This window comes from Enterobacter soli ATCC BAA-2102 (genome assembly GCF_001654845.1).
In the GTDB taxonomy this organism is placed as follows: Bacteria; Pseudomonadota; Gammaproteobacteria; order Enterobacterales; family Enterobacteriaceae; genus Enterobacter; species Enterobacter soli.
Genome location: NZ_LXES01000001.1, coordinates 39,598 through 58,828 on the forward strand (window position 1 = coordinate 39,598; position 19,231 = coordinate 58,828).

Genomic DNA, 19,231 nt, shown 5'->3' on the forward strand with positions numbered 1-19,231 from the left:
ATAGAGAATAATATGGACATTACCCTCCAACGTCTTGATTTTAGTACGCAATCGCTGGCAATTATGGATGAGATTACGCACGATACGCATCCCGCCACTGACCGCGGTAAAGAGGCAAAAACGATGCTGAAAACCTACGCGGTATCAACCTCTGCGGCCATGAAACGGCTGAACAAAGTGTTCCTTAAAAAGGGGCAGAAAGTTCACAAAATACGGGATAAACGCGCCCAGGATGTACTGGGTAAATATTGTATAAAAGATATCATGACCGGCGATATTATTTCATTTTCCAGCCAGCTGACCGACTGGTTAAAAGAGGAGTGGTTGCTGGGGTATGAGGAGTTCGTCACCGACGAAAATACCAACATGGATGGATATCAACAATGTACAGGCCAATAGTGGTTGTTCTGTTCATTCTCCTGACGCTCGCGGCCCTGGTCGAAATAGGTTATTTAACACTCGGGTGATCAGGTGCTGAAATATCATGCGCGGGAAGTCGCTGACCATTTACAGTTTTTTCCTAAAGCCTTCCCCGCATTCATTATGCCATTCTTAATCACGCTCATAATACGAAAACGTTAATTGAGGATGAATGATGAAAAAAACAATTATTGCATTATCTGCCGTTCTGCTGGCTTCTCCTGTTTTTGCCGCGACCACACATGCAACCGACGATACCGTTGCTGCCGCTGCGGCTAATGCCAACGATGCGAAGCAAAAGCTGCACGAAGAGCAGAACAAGGGCGAAGAGCTTAAGCTGAAAAAGCAACATGCCGCTGAAGGAAAGAGCGATAGCTTTTCCAGCAAGGTGAGTGAAGACTCCCAGAAAGCCTGGCATAAAACCAAAGAAGGCACCGAGAAAGGTTGGGATGCAACCAAAGAAGGGGCTGAAAAAGGCTGGAACAAAACCAAAGACGGTGCAGCCGAGCTGGAAAAGAAAGTCACTGAATAATGTCCGGAAAGGTCGCGAAAGCGGCCTTTTTTATTTCCCCGCCCTTTTCCCTTTATCCCACCAGAAACCGCTACTATTGAAGCGTAAAGACCGCACGTTCTTCATCCCCTGAAGAGAGGTTCACGCCGCCTGAAAGTAGACCCGACCTTTTTAAGCCGGGTTTGCTGTTGCGGGCCGAATAAAATCTCTGCTCCAGGCGTTAACACTATGCCGGATTGATGGAGAGCCTTGTATGACGCGTTTTACCACCCTGTTGATTGTCATTTTATTCAGCCCGATGCTGCTTGCGGCACCCGTTCACTATGACATCGACCAGCAAAAAACAGGCATTGTGCTGTCGTGGCGCGCATTTGGCGGGATCCTTTCCCAGGCGTGGCTGAAAGACGTCACCGGAAAAGTCACCCTCGATCCTGATAACGAATTTAATGACCAGATCCAGGTGACGATCCCGGTGGCGACGCTGGTGGCGTCCAACAGCCTTCTCACCTGGCAGCTCAAAAGTAATATGTTTTTCGACGCCGCGCGCTACCCGACAATCGCCTTTATCAGCGACCGGGTCGTTACCCTTCAGAAAGGACATTTTCGGGTATTTGGCGTGCTGGACGTGAGGGAGATACGTCGTCCGGTCATTCTGGACGTCACGCTTGAAGAACAATCTCCGTCGTCTTTGACGCTGAATGCCACCACCGCCATCTCGCGTTCGGCATTTGGTCTGGACCGTTTTGCGCTGGTTGTGGACGACCGCATTGCTATCGATATCAATATTGGCGCGCATCCGCAGCCCGGGTCAGCCAATCACCCGCAGTAGCGCCTGCGCCGTTGCCTGGAGTTCGGAGGCCGGGTTTCGGCCAATCAGGACATACTGGTGCCCGCGATGATTCCACCAGGCAAGGTTCATGCTGTGCCGTTTTTCCTGTTTCACCGGCGTTGTTTCTCCCACATCCGTGGCGGAAATACACAGCGCCATCGGGCCATAATCGTGATGGAGCCAGGCAATCTGCGCAATCGAGGTGCTTTCGTAACGTAAAATACGCACCATCTTCAGTTCTGCCCCCGGCAGCATCAACTGCTGTTCATTCAGTTGCAGCCCCAGATCCTGCGCGGTGCGGGCCAAACCACGTTTAAGCACCGGCGCGGCGCTGTCAGCGTCCACCAGCGTTTCGGTACTGTAAAGCGACATATATTGCGCCTCCAGATCGCGGATCTGCGCACTCTCGTCGCCCTCTCCCGACGTTGTTCGCACCAGATATCCCACGCCGGTTCCCAGCACCAAAAAGCTCAGCGATGCCGCAATCAACGCACGGCGGCTGACGCGTGCCTGCGGCGGTGGATTGGCGGCCAGATGTGCCTCCAGCCGTTCCTGCATTCGGGCCAGCGGCGCTTCATCAAGTAACGGGGCAAACGCACGTTGATAATCCTGATGGCTTTTGCGTAATTCTTCCGTACGCCCGGCAAGCTGCTCATCATGTTGCAGATACTGTTCAAACTGACGCGCATCCTCGCTTTCCATCTCGCCATCCAGCCAGGTGACAATGGCATCGTCGTGATACGGGGGAGTAAAACGGGTCGCTTTCAAGAGCGTTTCTCCTTTGCAGTGGGCGGCAGGTCAAACGACTTCACCAGCGTCGCGCGCGCGGTGGCTAAACGGCTCATGATCGTGCCAACCGGCACCGCTAACGTCTCCGCCGCCTCCTGATAGGTAAACCCTTCGACATACACTAAAAACACGGTATTGCGCTGCACCTCGGGAAGCGCATTCACCCGCTGCATAATTTGCCGGTAACGCAGGCTGTCATCGTTGCTTTCACGGGTATCTGGCGCTTCCAGTTCATCGCTTTCCACAAACCCCTGTCCCTGCCGGACACGGCGCGCGCGCAAATCGGACACCCATATCGAATGCAGAATAGAAAAAAGCCACCTGTCGATGCGCGTACCCGGCGTAAACTGCGCGCTCTTTTCGAGCGCGCGCACGCAGGTGGACTGAACCAGCTCTTCGGCAATATCACGATTTCGCGACAACACCAGCCCGTATCGCCACAGGCGCGTCAGGTGTGCTGCAAGCTGCTGGCGAACGTCACTGGTTGTGATTTTCTGCTCCTCCCACGGGACTCAGGACTCAGGGTGCCCGTTAATGGCGGCCTGCAAATCGCGATACTCTTCGCAGCTTTGGCCGCATATACCGGCAATAACTTTCAGCTGTTCTTTTGCGAGGTCAGGACGACCTTTTACCATCCAGGCTTCGCCCAGGTATTCCCGGGCTTTGGCGTAGTTAGGCTCCAGGGCAAGCGAACGCTGGTAATAGCCAATCCCCTCATCCGTACGGCCAAGCTTACGTGTGGCATAGCCCCGGTAGTTCCAGGCTTCTGCCGTATTGCTGTTTTTCAGGGTATCGAGCAGGTTCAGCGCCGCCTGATACTCGCCTTTTTTCGCCAGATGATAGGCATAGTTGGTTTTGTCCTGATCGCTCAGACTGCTGGTTTTATCCGGTACACATTTCTGGCTTACGCTGTCGTAGACCTGCCCGGACGGGCAATCAGGCGTTTTACTCTCAGTACTATTATTACCCATCGCCAGCGCAAGTGGGGATTGCAGGAAAAGCACCAGTGCTGAAACGGCCAGGTAACGAGTCGTGGTCAACGTGTTCATGTTCTGCTCCAGGATGAATGCACAGTGGATGTTCATGCCGTTAACGCGCGGACTGGATTTTTTATTCATCATCGGGTGCATTTTTTTCAGCGGAAAAACGAAGCGGTACCCACAACAGGCAATGTGTATTTTTAATACATATTCATGCTAATTATGATTTAAAAAAATGTGCTAGCAGATTATATTTATCACGCCACTATACTATTAAATAATTTAAAACATAATATATCATATTCTCTCATTAATATAATGAGGCTTAAATATCTGTTAAGCTGCCGTTAAGTACTATATAAATAAAATAAGCCAGCATCACAAAAACAAGGCTCCCTATCGCAAATTCATCACTTTACCTCTAGAGCTATAACGGCATAAAACAAACATAACCAACTGATAGTTAATGACAAACATGTCACCATCATTATCCCCCTCATTCGACACTTATTCGCTGGCGCTAAATTTGCGCAATCGTCTTTTTATAGCTATATCCTTTTTATAGGCAATTAAATAATAACAACATTCATGAAAGGGCTTTACCGAAAAATAAATACTGAGAATATCGCCATCGACACCAAATAATATGTTTTACGCGCATAGCCACTCTTCAAACTGGCGGGCCTCGCTCGCTCTGAAGAAACCAAAAGAGAGTTGCTAATCCAAATAGCATCGCTGCCGGGAGCCGTTACCCTATGAGCAAAATATCTGTCATCTCAAAACTGACTGGCGTGGAGTCAACCACAGAAGGCGCTCAGGTCACTCTGACCCACTCTTCTGTCATTAAGCTTCACCTTGAGCGCTCCGATATTGATCACTTTGCCCGCAGTAGCAACGATCTGGTTATCACCCTGCACTCCGGTGAAACCATCACCATTAAAAACTTCTACGTTGCGGATGCGCAGGGACTTAGCCAGCTGGTACTTGAAGAAGATGGCGGACTGCTGTGGTGGGTTGATGATCCTGCGGTGGTACATTTCGAATCCATCGCCTCCACGGATGTATTGCTGGCCGCTGCGGGTACAGAGTCCGCAACCGGTAGTGCCGTGTGGCCCTGGGTACTTGGCGGCGTTGCCGCGGCAGGGGGCATTGCCCTTGCCGCAGGTGGTGGCGGCGGCGGTGGTGGTGGCGGTAGCAGTCACGGCGGCAATGGCGGAAACCCTGGCACCGATCCAACAGATCCCACTACGCCGGTAGACCCGACCGATCCTGATACCACCGCCCCTGCGGCCCCGACGATCACCGGTGCCAGTGATAATGTTGGCTCAATTCAGGGGGCGCTCAGTCGCGGTCAAAGTACCGATGATACGCGCCCTACCTTCAGCGGCGTGGCGGAAGCCGGCGCGAAGGTGACGATTTATGATAACGGTAAGGCCATCGGCACGGTGACTGCGGGCAGCGACGGCAAATGGCAATTCACCCCCTCTTCAGATTTAAGCGAAGGCGCGCACAGCATTACCTCAAAAGCCACCGATAGCGCGGGTAACACGGGTCCTGCGTCTCCGCCGTTTACCGTGATAATAGATACCACACCACCCGCCACACCCGGCGTGCTGAGCGCCAGCGATCACACAACTTCCAGCGCCATTCCGATCCTGAGCGGCCAGTACACCCATGCTGGCAAGCCCGTGTTGAGCGGAAAAGGTGACCCGGGCGATACCATCACCCTGTATGACAAAGGGGTGAAAATTGGCGAAACCACGGTAGATGCGAAAGGTAACTGGAGCTTTACCCCAGGTAAGGCGCTTTCAGAAGGCGCGCACTCCCTGACGCTCACTGAAACCGATCCCGCCGGGAACACCAGCGGCATGTCCAAACCCCTGAACTTTATTATCGACACTCAGCCACCTGCCACCCCGGTTGCGCAGATTAACGGCACGGGGGATCAGGTCACCGGCACGGCCGAAGCGGGCAGCATTGTGACCATCAAAAACAGTGCCGGAACGGTGATTGGGACCACTACCGCAGACGGGACTGGCCACTTCACGATTACGCTCTCGCCTGCCCTCACCAACGGTGAAAAGATATCGGTAATCGCCACTGACGAAGCCGGTAACCCGAGCACCCCGGCGAACCTGAATGCCCCGGACACCACACCACCGGCCATTCCTGATGGCGTCGCGGTATCTCAGGATGGCGCTCACGTCACCGGTACAGCCGAGCCGGGCAGCACCATTATCGTGAAAGGGGAAAATGGCCAGCAAATTGGTACAGGGACCACCGACAATAACGGTCATTTCGACGTGACCATTTCCCCGCCGCAAAAAAATGGTGAGCTGCTGGACGTCACGGCAACCGACGGCGCAAACAACACCAGCCAGCCTGCCCATGCCACCGCGCCGGATACCACCCCACCGGCCGCGCCAACCGACCTGGATGTCTCATCAGATGGCACAGTGCTAACCGGTAAAGCGGAAGCGGGCAGCACCGTCACCGTGACCAACAGCACGGGCACCGTGGGAACCGCGCTGGTGGACGATCAGGGTAATTTTACAATCACGCTCAACCCGGCACAAAACAACGGTGAAACCTTAACCGCGCGGGCAACCGACCCGGCAGGCAATACCGGCGATCCGGCCAGTACCGTTGCGCCAGACACGACACCGGCGCAAACGCCAGAGATCATCGGCGTGACGGATAACGTCGCTGACTTCACCGGCAGCGTGACGAACGGCGGCATCACAAACGACAACCACCCTACCATCTACGGTAAAGGCGAAGCAGGCACCACGCTGGATCTGTACACCAACGGCAATAAAATTGGCTCGACGGTTATTTTGCCTGACGGGACCTGGAGCTTCCCGGCGGATGTGCATCTGGTGGAAGGCGGGAACGTCATTACGGCAAAAGCGGTAGACAGCAAAGGCCAGGAGAGCGGCTGGTCCGCCACCTGGAGCATCACCGTTGATACCCAGGCACCAAACACCCCGGTGATAAGCCAGGTGATTGACGATGCAGCGGCCAGTACAGGGAACATTACCAGCGGGCAGCTCACCAACGACACCACCCCAACCTTTAACGGCACCGGGGAGGCCGGTGCAACCATTAACATAATGGAAAACGGCAATATCATTGGCACTGCGCTGGTTGCGCCAAACGGGTCATGGACATGGACACCGTCCGGTGCCTCTGCCTTCACCACCGGAACACACAACCTGAGTTTTGTGGCCGTGGATGCCGCGGGTAACCACAGCACCACCGCCGCCAGTTTTGTGCTTAACCTCTCAACGGTGGCCCCTGGCACACCGACAATTGATAACGTCACCGATGACGTAGGCAGCGTGAAAGGCCCGATCACCAGCGGTAAGCCGACCGATGACACCCAACCCCTTTTCGAAGGGAAAACGGATGTGGGTAGCACTGTTGCTATTTACGATGGCAACAAGTTCCTGGGTAACGCAACGGTCGATGGCTCCGGCAACTGGAGTTTTACGCCGCCTCTGCCGCTTGGCGAAGGGTCGCACAGCATTACGGCGGTCGCCACTAATGCCGCCGGGAACACAACCACCTCCAGTCCGTTTAACGTAGTAGTGGATACCATTGCGCCAGATGCCCCGTCCACCCCGGTGGTCACCGTAAACCCGGATGGCACGGACGTCATACTCCCGCCGGGGCAGCCAACCCGTGATACCACGCCGACCCTGAGCGGAACGGGCACGAAAGGTGATGTGATCACCATCTACAACGGCAGCACACCGCTGGGTACTGCCGTGGTTGATGATAATGGCCACTGGAGCTGGACGCCTGCCACGCCGTTACCGAACGGAACCTACAACATCACCCTGACCGCCACCGACAAAGACGGCGCGGGCAACGAGAGCGCCGCCTCGCACGGGGCGACCATTATTATTGATACCGATCCGCCGGCCACGCCGTCGGCTCCGACCATCACCGATAACGTGGATGCCTTCACCGGGGTGATCGCCAACAACGGCACCACCAACGATCCGCGCCCGGTGCTGAGCGGCACAGGTACAGCGGGCGATGTCATCACGATTTACGACGACTATAACGGCACCAAAAGTCCGATTGGCACGGCGACGGTCGATACCAACGGCAACTGGAGCTTCCAGCCATCAACGCTGGGCCAGGGCGATCACACCTTCAGCACCACCGCCAAAGACGAAGCCGGAAACGTCAGCACGAGCGGCGCGCCGATTACCGTGACGGTCGATACCTTAGCGCCCGTGCAGCCTTCTGATATCAGCATTAACGTGCAGGGCACGACGCTTTCCGGTACGGCCGAAGCAGGCTCTACGGTGGAAATCCGCGATGCCAACAACAACCTGATTGGTACCGGCACCGCCGATTCCAACAACCACTTCAGCATCACCCTGACCAGCCCCCAGACGTCAGGGAATAACCTGACCGTGACCGCCGAAGACAAAGCCGGGAACACCAGCGATCCTGCCAGCTACCAGGTCACGGGCACCGTTCAGCCACCCACCATCGACACCATTATCGATGACGTTGGCACCCTGGTCGGTAACGTGAAAGGCAGTACTTCGGACGATACGCTGCCGGTACTGAACGGTACGGCTGCCGCAGGCAGCACCGTAAACCTGTACCAGGACGGGGTTCTCCTGACCAGCTTCACGTTGGGCGCCAGCCAGACGAGCTGGAGCTTCCAGCTGACCACGCCGCTTTCTAATGGCACACACAACTTTACCGCCACGGCCACAGTGGGTTCTGCCACCAGCGATCTCTCCGCCGCCGCCAGCGTCACTATCGATCCGATTTCTGTGGGCATTCCGGTTATCGATGCCGTCACTGACAATGTTCCGCCTTACACCGGGCCGCTGACCAACGGGCAGTCCACTAACGACAACACCCCAACCCTGAGCGGTACCGCAGGCGTGGGTGATACCATCACCGTCTATGATAACGGGCTGCCGATCGGCATCGCGTTAGCCTTGGCAAATGGGGCATGGTCCTTCACCCCGGGTACCCAACTGGATGGGCTTCACACCTATACCATTACCGTGACTCACCTGGGCATTACCAGCCTGCCTTCCGATCCGTTTGCGGTGGTGATCGACACCACCGCACCGGCTAAACCGACGATTGATACCATCACCGACGACGTCCCACTGAACGTGGGTGGCATCGACAAAAATACGTCCACCAACGACACCACGCCAACCCTGAGCGGTAAAGCCGAAGCAGGCAGCACAGTGACCATCAGCGACAACGGCACGGTGCTGGGTACGGCGCTGGCCGATGTCAGCGGCAACTGGACCTTTACGCCGTCGAAAGCGCTGGCCGACGGTCAGCACAGCTTCACGGTGGTGGCAACCGATCCGCTGGGCAACCAGAGTACGGCGTCGGACAACTACGACATCACCATCTCCACAACGCCACCCGCACAGCCAACGCTGGATGCAGTCTATGACGATGTGCTGGGAAGCGTGGGTAATCTCACCAACGGCCAGTTGACCAACGACAACCTGCCGACCCTGAGTGGTACGGGCAGCGAAGGCAATGTCATTCACATTCTGGATAACGGCGTGCAGATAGGCACAGCGATCGTGACCGGTGGCGTCTGGAGCTTTACCCCAACCACAGCGCTGGGTGATGGCGTGCATAACCTGCGTATTTATGCCAGTGACGATGCGGGCAACGTGTCCACCACCACGCCTGTTTTCGCCATCACCGTCGATGCCACAGCGCCGGGCACACCTGTCGTCACCGGCGTGCTGGATGATGTCGGTTCGATTACCGGACAGATAGCGGCCAGCGGTCGCACCGATGACAACCGTCCGACCCTGAGCGGCACCGGGGATGCAGGCAGCACCATTCATATCAAGGATGGCGCAAACGAAATCGGCACCGCAGTGGTCACGGCGGGGGGTACATGGACCTTTACCCCGACCACCAATCTGGCCGACGGGCTGCATAACCTGGTCATCACCGCTACCGACCCGGCCGGAAATACCAGCACCGGCAGCACAACCGTGACCTTCACGGTAGATACCAGCGCGCCTGTAGCCCCGATAATCTCAAGCGTCATCGACAACGTGGGCACGACGGTGACCCTGGGCAATGGCGATTCCACCAACGACACTACACCAGCCTTTAGTGGCACCACGGAAGGCAACGCCCTGATCACCGTTTACGACAATGGCAAGCAAATTGGCCAGATCGCGGCAGACGGTACAGGGAGCTGGAATTACACCCCCGCCGCACTGGCAGAGGGCAGCCACAGCTTCACCTTCACCGCCACCGATGCGGTCGGAAACGTTGGCCCGGCTTCCCCGCCGTATGTGCTGGTGGTTGACCTGACGCCACCTGCCGCACCGGCCATCACCCAGGCAGTGGATGATTTCGGCACCATTCAGGGGCCACTGGGCACCGGGCAGCTCACAGATGACGCGCAGCCTCTTCTGAAAGGCACCAGCGAGCCGCTCGCCACGGTCAACATCTATGACGGAGCCACGCTCATCGGTACGGCTAACGCTGATATCAACGGCAACTGGTCGTTGCAGCTGAGCAGCAACCTGAGCGAAACCACCCACAGCTTCACGGCACGGGCGGTCGATGCTGCCGGTAACATCAGCAACCCGTCTGCTCCGTTCCTGCTGACCGTCGATACCACGCCGCCCGCTCCGCCGGTTATCGTCACCGTGGCTGATGACGTAGGCCCGAACATTGGCAATCTCACCAACGGCCAACTGACAGATGACAACAAACCGACCCTGAGCGGCACGGCGGTGGCTGGCTCGGTGATCCGCATTTACGATGGTAGCACCCTGCTGGGCAGCGTGGTTGCCACCAACGGCAACTGGAGCTTTACCCCAACCAGCCCGCTTACGGATGGTTCGCACACGCTCAGGGCCACCGCCAGCGATCCGGCAGGCAACGCCAGCGGTGATTCAAACACCTTCACCCTGGTGGTGGATGCGACCGCACCGAACGCGCCAGCCATTACCTCCATCGTGGACGATGTGGGCAGTATTACCGGGCCAGTGACCAGTACAACCCCGACCAACGACACGCAGCCTACGCTGAACGGCACCGCAGAAGCCAACAGCGTGGTGAGAATTTACGATGGCACCACGCTTGTCGGCCAGGTTACCGCAGATGCAAACGGCAACTGGAGCCTGCCGCAAACCACCACCATCCTCAGCGACGGGCAGCATAACTTTACGGTTACCGCCACGGATGCAGCGGGCAACACCAGTGCCGCATCCCCTGTCACCTCTATTGTGGTGGATACCGTTGCGCCATTGGTGCCGGGCGGGCTGGCGGTGGTTAATGTCGGGACTCGCGTGACGGGGACAGCGGAAGCAGGCAGCACCGTGACCATTACCACCAGCGGCGGCACGGTGCTCGGCACCGCCACGGCGGACGGTAACGGCAACTTTACCGCCACCATCAACCCACCGCAGACCAATGGTGAAACGCTGCTGGCCTTTGCCACCGATAAAGCAGGCAACGTCGGGCTGTCTTCCCCGGTCATCGCACCGTTTACCACTCTGCCGGGCGCACCGGTCATCAACACCGTGACCGATGATTTCGGTACGGTGAAAGGCACGCTGAGTAACGGGCAGAGTACCGACGACACCACCCCAACGCTTGCGGGGACCGCGCAGCCAGGCTCAACGGTGACCCTGTTTAACAACGGGGTGTCGATGGGCACGGTGGTTGCGGACGGTAACGGTAGCTGGAGCTTTACCGCGCCCGCCCTGAGCGAAGGCACGCATACGTTCACGGCAACCGCCTCCAACGGCACCGGCACCGGCCCGGTTTCGGGCAGCATTGCTGTGGTCGTGGATACCACCGCACCAGGCATCCCGACCGGCACCTTTAACGCCGATGGCAGCGTGCTGACCGGCCAGGCCGAAGCGGGCAGCACAGTCACCATACGCCTGCCGGATGGCACCACCTACACGACGACCGCCAACGCCAGCGGTGTCTTCACTCTAACCTTTGCCAACAAGCAAACCGAAGGGGGAACACTGACGCTGAACGCGACCGATGCCGCAGGTAACACTTCACTGTCGGGGCAGGCCATCGCCCCTAACCTGCCGCTGTCTGCCGCGAATAACCTCGACGAGCTGAACTTCACCACCACGGCGACGGTGACCGATGCCCAGTACAGCGATTACGGGCTGCTGCTGGTGGGCGCAGTCGGCAACGTGCTCTCGCTGCTGGGGAACAACAGCGCGCAGGTCACCTTCAACATTGATCCGGGGGCATCGGCCAATATCAGCATTAACGCCTACGGGACGGGCGCGGTGCTCAGCCTGCTTAACACCATGCAGATTGTGGTGCAGCACTGGGATGCCACCAACAACGTCTGGACCACGGTGGTGGACTCCGGGAATGGCAGCACGCTGAATCTGTTAACCCTCGGGGCAAACGGGGTTTCCCTGAACCTGACCGGGCTTTCTGAGGGGCAGTATCGGGTGCTGACCTACAATACCAGCCTGCTGGCAACCGGTGCTTACAGCAGCCTTGATGTTGACGTCACGCAAACCAGCGCGGGCACTATTGTCGGCACCAACCTGAACGTTGCGGGTAACGTGATCACCGACAACGATGCCGTCTCCGGCAGCGACAATGCACCATCCGGCACGCTGGTTACCCAGGTGACGAACGCGCAGGGCCAGACCATTGCGATCAATGCCACCGGCACCACCGTGGTTCACGGTCTGTACGGTGATTTGACCATCAGCGCCAACGGGACTTACACCTACACGCTGACCACCACCAGTGCCAGCGCCAACGGCCGCACGGAAAACTTCACCTACACCATCGCGCACAACGGATCTACCGCCAGCGCCCAGCTGGTGATTTCGCTCGGCACCAGCTCTGGCGCGACGGTCGCCCACGCCACGGCGGTGGATGACGCGGCAAGCTTCACCTTCGATACCAGCGTTCATGCCATCGACAACGGAACATCATCCCAGGGCGGGTTCACGGTAGTGGGCGTCGGGCTGGGGAATGTGCTCACCCTCGACGTGCTGAGCAACCTTAGCAACCCGATTATCTATAACGTCGATCAGGGCACCACCCGCACCATGACCTTGCAGGCAAGCGTTGGCGGGGTAGCCATCGGCTCGGTGTTTGACCTTTATGTCTATAAGTTCAACGCCGCGACCCAGACCTACCAGCAGTATCGTTACGATAAAAGCTGGCTGACCGCGCCGCTGCTGGGCGGTACATCCGGCAAACTGACGCTGGATCTCCCGGCCGGGCAGTATCTGTTCCTGCTGAATACCGCATCGGGGATCACCGCCCTGACTGGCTACACCCTGAACGTGCTTGAGGATCACGTTTACACGGTGTCCAGCACCGACGGTTCCACCACCGGCAACGTGATGGCGGACGACATCCTGCCAACCGGCGTGACCGCCACGGTGACCGAGGTGAACGGCGTTCAGGTTAGCGCAACGGGCACCACAACCATTCAGGGGCTGTACGGCACCCTGACCATTGATTCGCAGGGTAACTACAGCTACACCTTGAAAGCCGGCACCGGGGCAGACAAAATTCGCACTCCGGATACCTTTGTCTACACCATTACCGACTCGACCGGGCACAAGGACAGCGCGTCGCTCAACATCACCCCAACGCCGCACGCGCTGGATGCCATCGACGATGTCAGCAAACTGGTGACCGTTGATGCCACGCAGCACATCGCAGCCTGGAGCGATACCTCCGTCGGCAGCGCAAGCTGGACGGCGGCCCTGCTGAGTACCACTCGCGCGTCCGGCAGCGGCTCCTTTACCGTCGACCCGAACACCGCGCTGCACAACGTGGTGCTGCATTTTGACATCGCCTCCTTGCTGCCGCTGGGCGGACTTGGTGTCACCTGGTCGATTACCCTGCAAGGGGCTTCTACGCCGATTGCTTCCAACTCGTTTACTGGTGGCTCCACCACCATTAACCTGAGCGGGCTGGATCTGGATGCCGGGACATACGTCCTGAACTTTACCGGTACGGCGGGGCCACTGGGTATAGGGGGGATCACTATCACGCCATACGTGACGGGCACCTCGGTGTTCCTCAATAACTTCGAAACCACCGCCGGACACCTGGTGACGGGCAATATCTACGACGGTACGGATTCGCAGGGGGCGCTGGATCAGTTGGCATCGGTGAACACCCGTCTGAGCATCACCGGCTATGACGGCCATGTCACCACGCTTGATCCCTACACCACCAGCAACGCCAGCGCGTCGATTGTCGGGCATTACGGCACGCTCTCTATTGGCGTGGACGGCAGCTACACCTACACGCTGAACAGCGGGATCTCACTTGCCACCATGACCAGCAAGGAGGTCTTCAACTACACCCTGACCGCCGCCAACGGCCAGACCGATACCGCCTCGCTGACCATCAACCTGTCACCGCAGATGACCAGCACCAACCACAATGACATCATGACCGGCAGTGCCTATGGCGATACGCTGATTTATCACGTGCTCGATACCACCACGGGTGCCGGAACCGGGGGCAACGGTACCGGCGATCACTGGACCAACTTCTCGGTATCGCAGGGGGATAAGATCGATATCGGCGATTTGCTGGTGGGCTGGAACGGCCAGACATCTACGCTCGGTAACTATGTGTCCGTCACCACCAGCGGAAGCAACACCGTGATTTCCATCGACCGCGACGGCACAGGAAGCGCCTACGCCAAAACCACACTGGTCACTCTGGATAATGTTCAGACCACCTTCGACGAGCTTGTGAATCAGCACCACAACATCATTACCTGACAGCAGCGAATAATGACCCGGGCGCTCGCCGCCCGGGCATAGACAACATAAAGCGGTACTTTTTTATTAGGGACAAGACATGAGAAAAAGATGGCCTCGCTGGTGGCTCTCGTGCTGCCTGTTTTCTGTACCCGTGTTGCCTGCTCAGGCGGTGGTGATCAACGCCGAACAGCTGAGTGCTGAGCAGGAACTTCCCTCTCTTGAAGGCCGCGTTGCGCTTCCGGCCAGCAAAACGCCGCCGGGCGTATTAAACCTGGATGACGCCGTCGTCCGCGCCGTGAGCTGGCATCCAGCCATCAGCGAAGCGGTGGGAAAACTCTTCCAGCAATCTGAACAGGTCGATGTCGCCAAATCAAAATACTATCCGCAGGTTAACGCCGGGATGGATAACGGCTACACGCACAATGGCGGCGATTCCGGTTTTACCCCTTCTCTGGTGCTCTCGCTTTCGCAAATGCTGTATGACTTCGGCAAAGTGGCAAGCCAGGTGCGCGCCGAAAACGCCGGGGTCGCACAACAGCAGGCCAATGTGCTGGTCAGTATCGATACCATTGCCCACGACACCGCCACCGCAATGGTGCAGGTTCAGACCTGGCAACAGATGGTTGAAACCGCCAGAGAGCAGCTGGATGCCCTGAATGCAATCGGCAAGCTCACCCGCCAGCGTAACGACGAAGGGGCGACGTCGCTCTCAGACGTGGTGCAAACCGATGCCCGTGTTGAAGGCGCACGCGCACAGCTGATGCAGTATCAGGCCAACCTCGACAGCTCGCGCGCCACGCTGATGAGCAACCTGGGCTGGAATACGCTGGGCGCCATCAGCAACGATTTCCCGGACAAAATGAAACGCAGCTGCGATATCGCCGAGCCTGACGACCGGCTGGTGCCTGCGGTGCTGGCTGCCTGGGCGCAGGCGAATATCGCGCAGGCCAACCTGGACTACGCCAACGCCCAGATGACCCCGACAGTCTCGCTGGAGCCGGAAGTTCGCCACTATCTGAATGACAACTATGCAGGACACGGTTCGCTGGATCGCACCCAGTATTCCGCGTGGGTCAAAGTCGAGATGCCGCTCTATCAGGGCGGCGGGTTAACCGCGCGGCGCAATGCAGCCGGACACGCGGTCGAAGCGGCGCAGTCCACCATTCAGCGCACACGGCTGGACGTCAGACAAAAACTGCTGGAGTCTCGCAGCCAGGTAATGAGCCTGCTGAGCACATTGCAGATCCAGTCTCGTCAGGAAACGCTCAGCGTGCGCACCCGTGAGCTCTATCAGCAACAGTATCTTGAGCTTGGCTCACGCCCGCTGCTGGACGTGCTAAACGCCGAACAAGAGGTCTATCAGGCGCGTTTTACCCAGCAGCAAACGCTCGGCCAGTTGCATCAGCTCCAGCTGAACTGCCTGTACAACACGGGCCGTATGCGCCATGCCTTCAGCCTGGATAACCGCACGATCCAGTCCGTGGAGATCCAGCCATGAAACACATCGACCCATCGCAAAACGAACCGATTACGGATCAGGCCCTGACGCACTGGGCCCAGGCATTTAGCCATGTTGCCGATCACTACCGGGTAGCTTGTTCCCCCGGCGCGCTGGTAGCGGACGCTCCGTGGCTCAGCGGCAAACCGATGATCAATGCCCTCACCCTGCTGGCGCGCGAAGCCGGGCTTTCGTTCCAGCTTTTGCACTCCACGCAGGACGCCATCAACAGCTGGCGTTTGCCGCTGGTGGTTGAGTTAAAAGAGGGCAAGATTGGCGTGATTGAATATTTTGACGGCGAAGACACGCTGGAGATCTGTTTTATCGACAGCACGGCGCAAACTAACCGCCTTTCCCTTCAGGCTCTGCTGCCTGCCATTCACCATGTTGCCGCCCTGCGCCCGCTGGCGGCCTTAAAAGACAGCCGCGTGGATGCCTATATTTCGAAGTATCGCCCCGACTGGCTCTACCGGCTGGTGATGCGCGACCTGCGCCCCTACACCTGGGTGATGCTGGCGGCCCTCTTTATCAACCTGTTATCGCTTTCTGGCGTAGTCTTTTCAATGCAGGTGTATGACCGGGTGATCCCCGCCCAGTCGTACCCCACTCTGTATGTGCTGACGATTGGCGTGCTGATTGCCACCCTGTTTGGCTTTGTACTGCGTATCGCCCGGGGTCACATAATGGATCTGCTGGGCAAACGTGCCGATTTACGCGTCTCTGACCGGGTCTTCGGCCATGCCCTGCGTCTGCGTAACAGCGCGGTGCCTCGCTCCACCGGCAGCTTTATCTCGCAGTTGCGCGAGCTGGAGCAGATCCGAGAAATGGTCACCTCGTCGACTATCTCCACCATTGTCGACCTGCCCTTCTTCCTGCTGTTTGTGGTGGTGCTGGCGATCATCGCCCCGCCTCTGGCCTGGATTGCCCCGGTCGCCGCCGTGCTGATGGTATTGCCCGGCATTTTGTTGCAGAAAAAGTTAGCGGCACTGGCAAAACAATCGGCCCATGAGTCCACCCTGCGCAATGCGGTACTGGTCGAGAGCGTTCAGGGGCTGGAGGACATTAAGCTGATGCAGGCGGAAAACCGCTTCCTGCAACAGTGGAACAGCTACATCCAGATCACCGCAGAATCAGGTCTGCGCACCCGCGAGCTGAGCCAGGGGCTGATCAACTGGGGGATGACGATCCAGAGCCTGGTCTACGCCGGAGTGATCGTCTTTGGCGCACCGATGGTTATCGAAGGCTCCTTAACCACGGGTTCCGTGGTTGCCGCCTCGATGCTGGCCTCGCGCATGATTGCCCCCATGGCCACCCTGTGCGGCGTACTGGCGCGCTGGCAGCAGGTGAAAGCCGCCAAAGAGGGCCTGGACAGCATCATGCAGTTGCCCACCGAAAACCTGCGAGAAGACACCCCAATTCGCCAGGATGTACTGCGCGGGCACTATCTATTCGATCAGGCGCAGTTTCGTTACCACCCGGAAGATCCGCGCATGGCGCTGCGCATCAACCGTCTGGAGATCAAACCCGGGGAGAGCATCGCAATCCTCGGGCGCAATGGCGCGGGCAAATCGACGCTGCTACAGGCGCTGGCGGGCGGCATGGAGTTGGCCAGTGGTGAGCTGCGGCTGGACAACCTCAGCCTGCCGCATCTGGACGTGGCCGACCTGCGGCGTAACGTGGGCTTTATGACCCAGAATGCGCGGTTATTCCACGGTACGCTGCGCGAGAACATCACGCTGGGGATGCCACGCGCCACCGACGAAGAGATCGTTAATGTGCTGGAGATGTGCGGCGCGGCAAGCTTTGTGCAGAAGCTGCCAAAAGGGCTGGACTACCCGATCATGGAAAATGGCGTGGGACTATCTGGCGGTCAGCGGCAGTCCATTTTGCTGGCGCGAATGCTCCTGCGCGATCCCAATATCGTCCTGCTTGATGAACCCACCGCCTCCCTCGATGAACATACCGAACGCGAGTTTATTCAGCACCTGAGCCAGTGGCTGGGCAACCGCACGCTGGTTGTTGCCACGCACCGTGTGCCCGTACTGGAACTGGTTGAGCGCGTGGTGGTGCTGAAAGAAGGGATGCTGGTCATGGATGCGCCGAAAGCGCAGGCCCTCAACAACAGCCGAATGCAGCAACAGGCGAACGGACGGGAGTGGAAAAATGAAAACCAGTCAGCATGATGCCGCAACGATGGACGATCTGGACAATACGCTTGATTCAGAGAGCGGCTATTCCGGCGCGCGGCGCATTGTACTGTGGACACTCCTGCTGTTTATCGTCACTGGCGTGTGGGCATGGTTCGGGATGCTGGATGAAGTCTCTACCGGAACCGGCAAAGTGATCCCAAGCTCTCGCGAGCAGGTATTGCAGTCGCTCGATGGCGGGATCCTGGCCGGTCTGAGCGTGCATGAAGGGGATCAGGTTCAGGCGGGCCAGGTACTGGCAAGGCTCGATCCGACCCGTTCTGAGTCCAACGTAGGGGAAAGCGCCGCCCGCTACCGCGCCTCGCTGGCGTCCAGCGTGCGTTTAACCGCAGAAGTTAACGATCTGCCGCTGGCTTTTCCTGAATCATTAAAAGCCTGGCCCGACCTTCTCGCCACCGAAACCCATCTCTACAAATCCCGCCGCGCACAGCTTGAAGACACCGTGCGCGAACTGAACTCGGCCCTGAGTCTGGCAAATAAAGAGCTGGCGATAACGGAGCGTCTGGTAAAAACCGGTGCCGCCAGCCACGTAGAAGTGCTGCGCCTTCAGCGGCAGAAAAGCGACCTGGAACTGAAGCTGACAGACGTGCGCTCGCAGTATTACGTACAGGCGCGCGAGGCGCTGTCAAAAGCCAATGCCGAAGTGGACATGCTCTCCGCCATTCTTAAAGGGCGTGAGGATTCCGTTACCCGTCTGACGGTACGCTCCCCGGTTCGCGGCATTGTGAAAAACATCAAAGTCACGACCATCGGCGGCGTGATCCCGCCAAACGGCGAGCTGATGGAGATTGTGCCGGTGGACGATCATCTGCTGATTGAAACCCGCCTCTCGCCGCGTGACATCGCCTTTATTCACCCCGGACAAAAAGCACTGGTGAAGATAACCGCCTATGACTACGCCATTTACGGTGGTTTGCACGGGGTGGTGGAAACCATCTCCCCGGACACCATTCAGGACGAAGCCAAACCGGAAGTGTTTTATTACCGTGTGTTTATCCGCACCAGCCAGGATTTTCTGGTGAATAAAGCGGGAAGGCATTTTTCGATTGTGCCTGGGATGATTGCCACGGTGGATATCAAAACCGGCGAAAAAACCGTGCTGGATTATATGATTAAGCCGTTTAACCGGGCGAAAGAGGCGCTGAGAGAGCGGTAATTTTGGTTTTCTCCCTCTCCCTGCGGGAGAGGTCATACGAGCGCGGACCGGCTCCCTCTCCTCTTTGGGGAG

The 19,231-nt window shown here is 57.8% G+C and carries 10 protein-coding genes; 7 read left to right on the forward strand and 3 right to left on the reverse strand.

All coding sequences use genetic code 11. The features are described 5' to 3' along the window. Positions 1 to 12: 12 nt before the first annotated feature. From M987_RS00205 to M987_RS00215, 3 genes are all read left to right on the forward strand, one after another. Complete coding sequence (locus M987_RS00205; protein WP_014071429.1) at positions 13 to 399, forward strand: hypothetical protein; 387 nt, start codon at positions 13 to 15, stop codon at positions 397 to 399. A gap of 196 nt (positions 400 to 595) precedes the next feature. Then, positions 596 to 952, forward strand: a complete 357-nt coding sequence (locus M987_RS00210; RefSeq protein WP_014071430.1) for a hypothetical protein — start codon at positions 596 to 598, stop codon at positions 950 to 952. A 232-nt stretch (positions 953 to 1,184) separates the two neighbouring features. Continuing rightward, the gene (locus M987_RS00215; protein WP_014071431.1) at positions 1,185 to 1,760 is read left to right on the forward strand and encodes a YceI family protein; all 576 of its coding nucleotides are present in this window, start codon (positions 1,185 to 1,187) and stop codon (positions 1,758 to 1,760) included. Here the strand turns inward: M987_RS00215 and M987_RS00220 are convergent. Genes M987_RS00220 through M987_RS00230 form a run of 3 tightly spaced genes read right to left on the reverse strand, consistent with a single transcriptional unit; the run spans position 1,740 to position 3,598 of the window. Beyond that, entirely contained in the window at positions 1,740 to 2,528 is a 789-nt protein-coding gene (locus M987_RS00220) for an anti-sigma factor family protein (RefSeq protein ID WP_014071432.1), read from the reverse strand. The two genes, M987_RS00215 and M987_RS00220, sit on opposite strands and share 21 nt — an antisense overlap. Further along, on the reverse strand, positions 2,525 to 3,001 hold the full coding sequence (locus tag M987_RS00225) for a sigma-70 family RNA polymerase sigma factor (protein WP_425359151.1): 477 nt from the start codon (positions 2,999 to 3,001) through the stop codon (positions 2,525 to 2,527). The genes M987_RS00220 and M987_RS00225 overlap by 4 nt, the downstream gene beginning before the upstream one ends. A 60-nt stretch (positions 3,002 to 3,061) precedes the next feature. Continuing rightward, complete coding sequence (locus M987_RS00230) at positions 3,062 to 3,598, reverse strand: tetratricopeptide repeat protein (RefSeq protein WP_041162273.1); 537 nt, start codon at positions 3,596 to 3,598, stop codon at positions 3,062 to 3,064. Positions 3,599 to 4,284: 686 nt separating this feature from the next. Here M987_RS00230 and M987_RS00235 point away from each other — a divergent pair. From M987_RS00235 to M987_RS00250, 4 genes are all read left to right on the forward strand, one after another. Next, complete coding sequence (locus tag M987_RS00235; RefSeq protein WP_014071435.1) at positions 4,285 to 14,316, forward strand: BapA/Bap/LapF family large adhesin; 10,032 nt, start codon at positions 4,285 to 4,287, stop codon at positions 14,314 to 14,316. A gap of 79 nt (positions 14,317 to 14,395) precedes the next feature. Continuing rightward, positions 14,396 to 15,796 carry a TolC family outer membrane protein gene (locus M987_RS00240; RefSeq protein WP_014071436.1) on the forward strand — a complete coding sequence of 467 codons (1,401 nt, stop codon included), beginning with the start codon at positions 14,396 to 14,398 and terminating at the stop codon, positions 15,794 to 15,796. Then, positions 15,793 to 17,979: a type I secretion system permease/ATPase gene (locus M987_RS00245; protein ID WP_014071437.1), complete on the forward strand. Its 2,187-nt coding sequence runs from the start codon at positions 15,793 to 15,795 to the stop codon at positions 17,977 to 17,979. The genes M987_RS00240 and M987_RS00245 overlap by 4 nt, the downstream gene beginning before the upstream one ends. Before the next feature lie 10 nt (positions 17,980 to 17,989). Then, positions 17,990 to 19,159, forward strand: coding sequence for an HlyD family type I secretion periplasmic adaptor subunit (locus tag M987_RS00250; protein WP_088201904.1), 1,170 nt, complete (start codon positions 17,990 to 17,992; stop codon positions 19,157 to 19,159). The last annotated feature ends 72 nt before the right edge of the window (positions 19,160 to 19,231 follow it).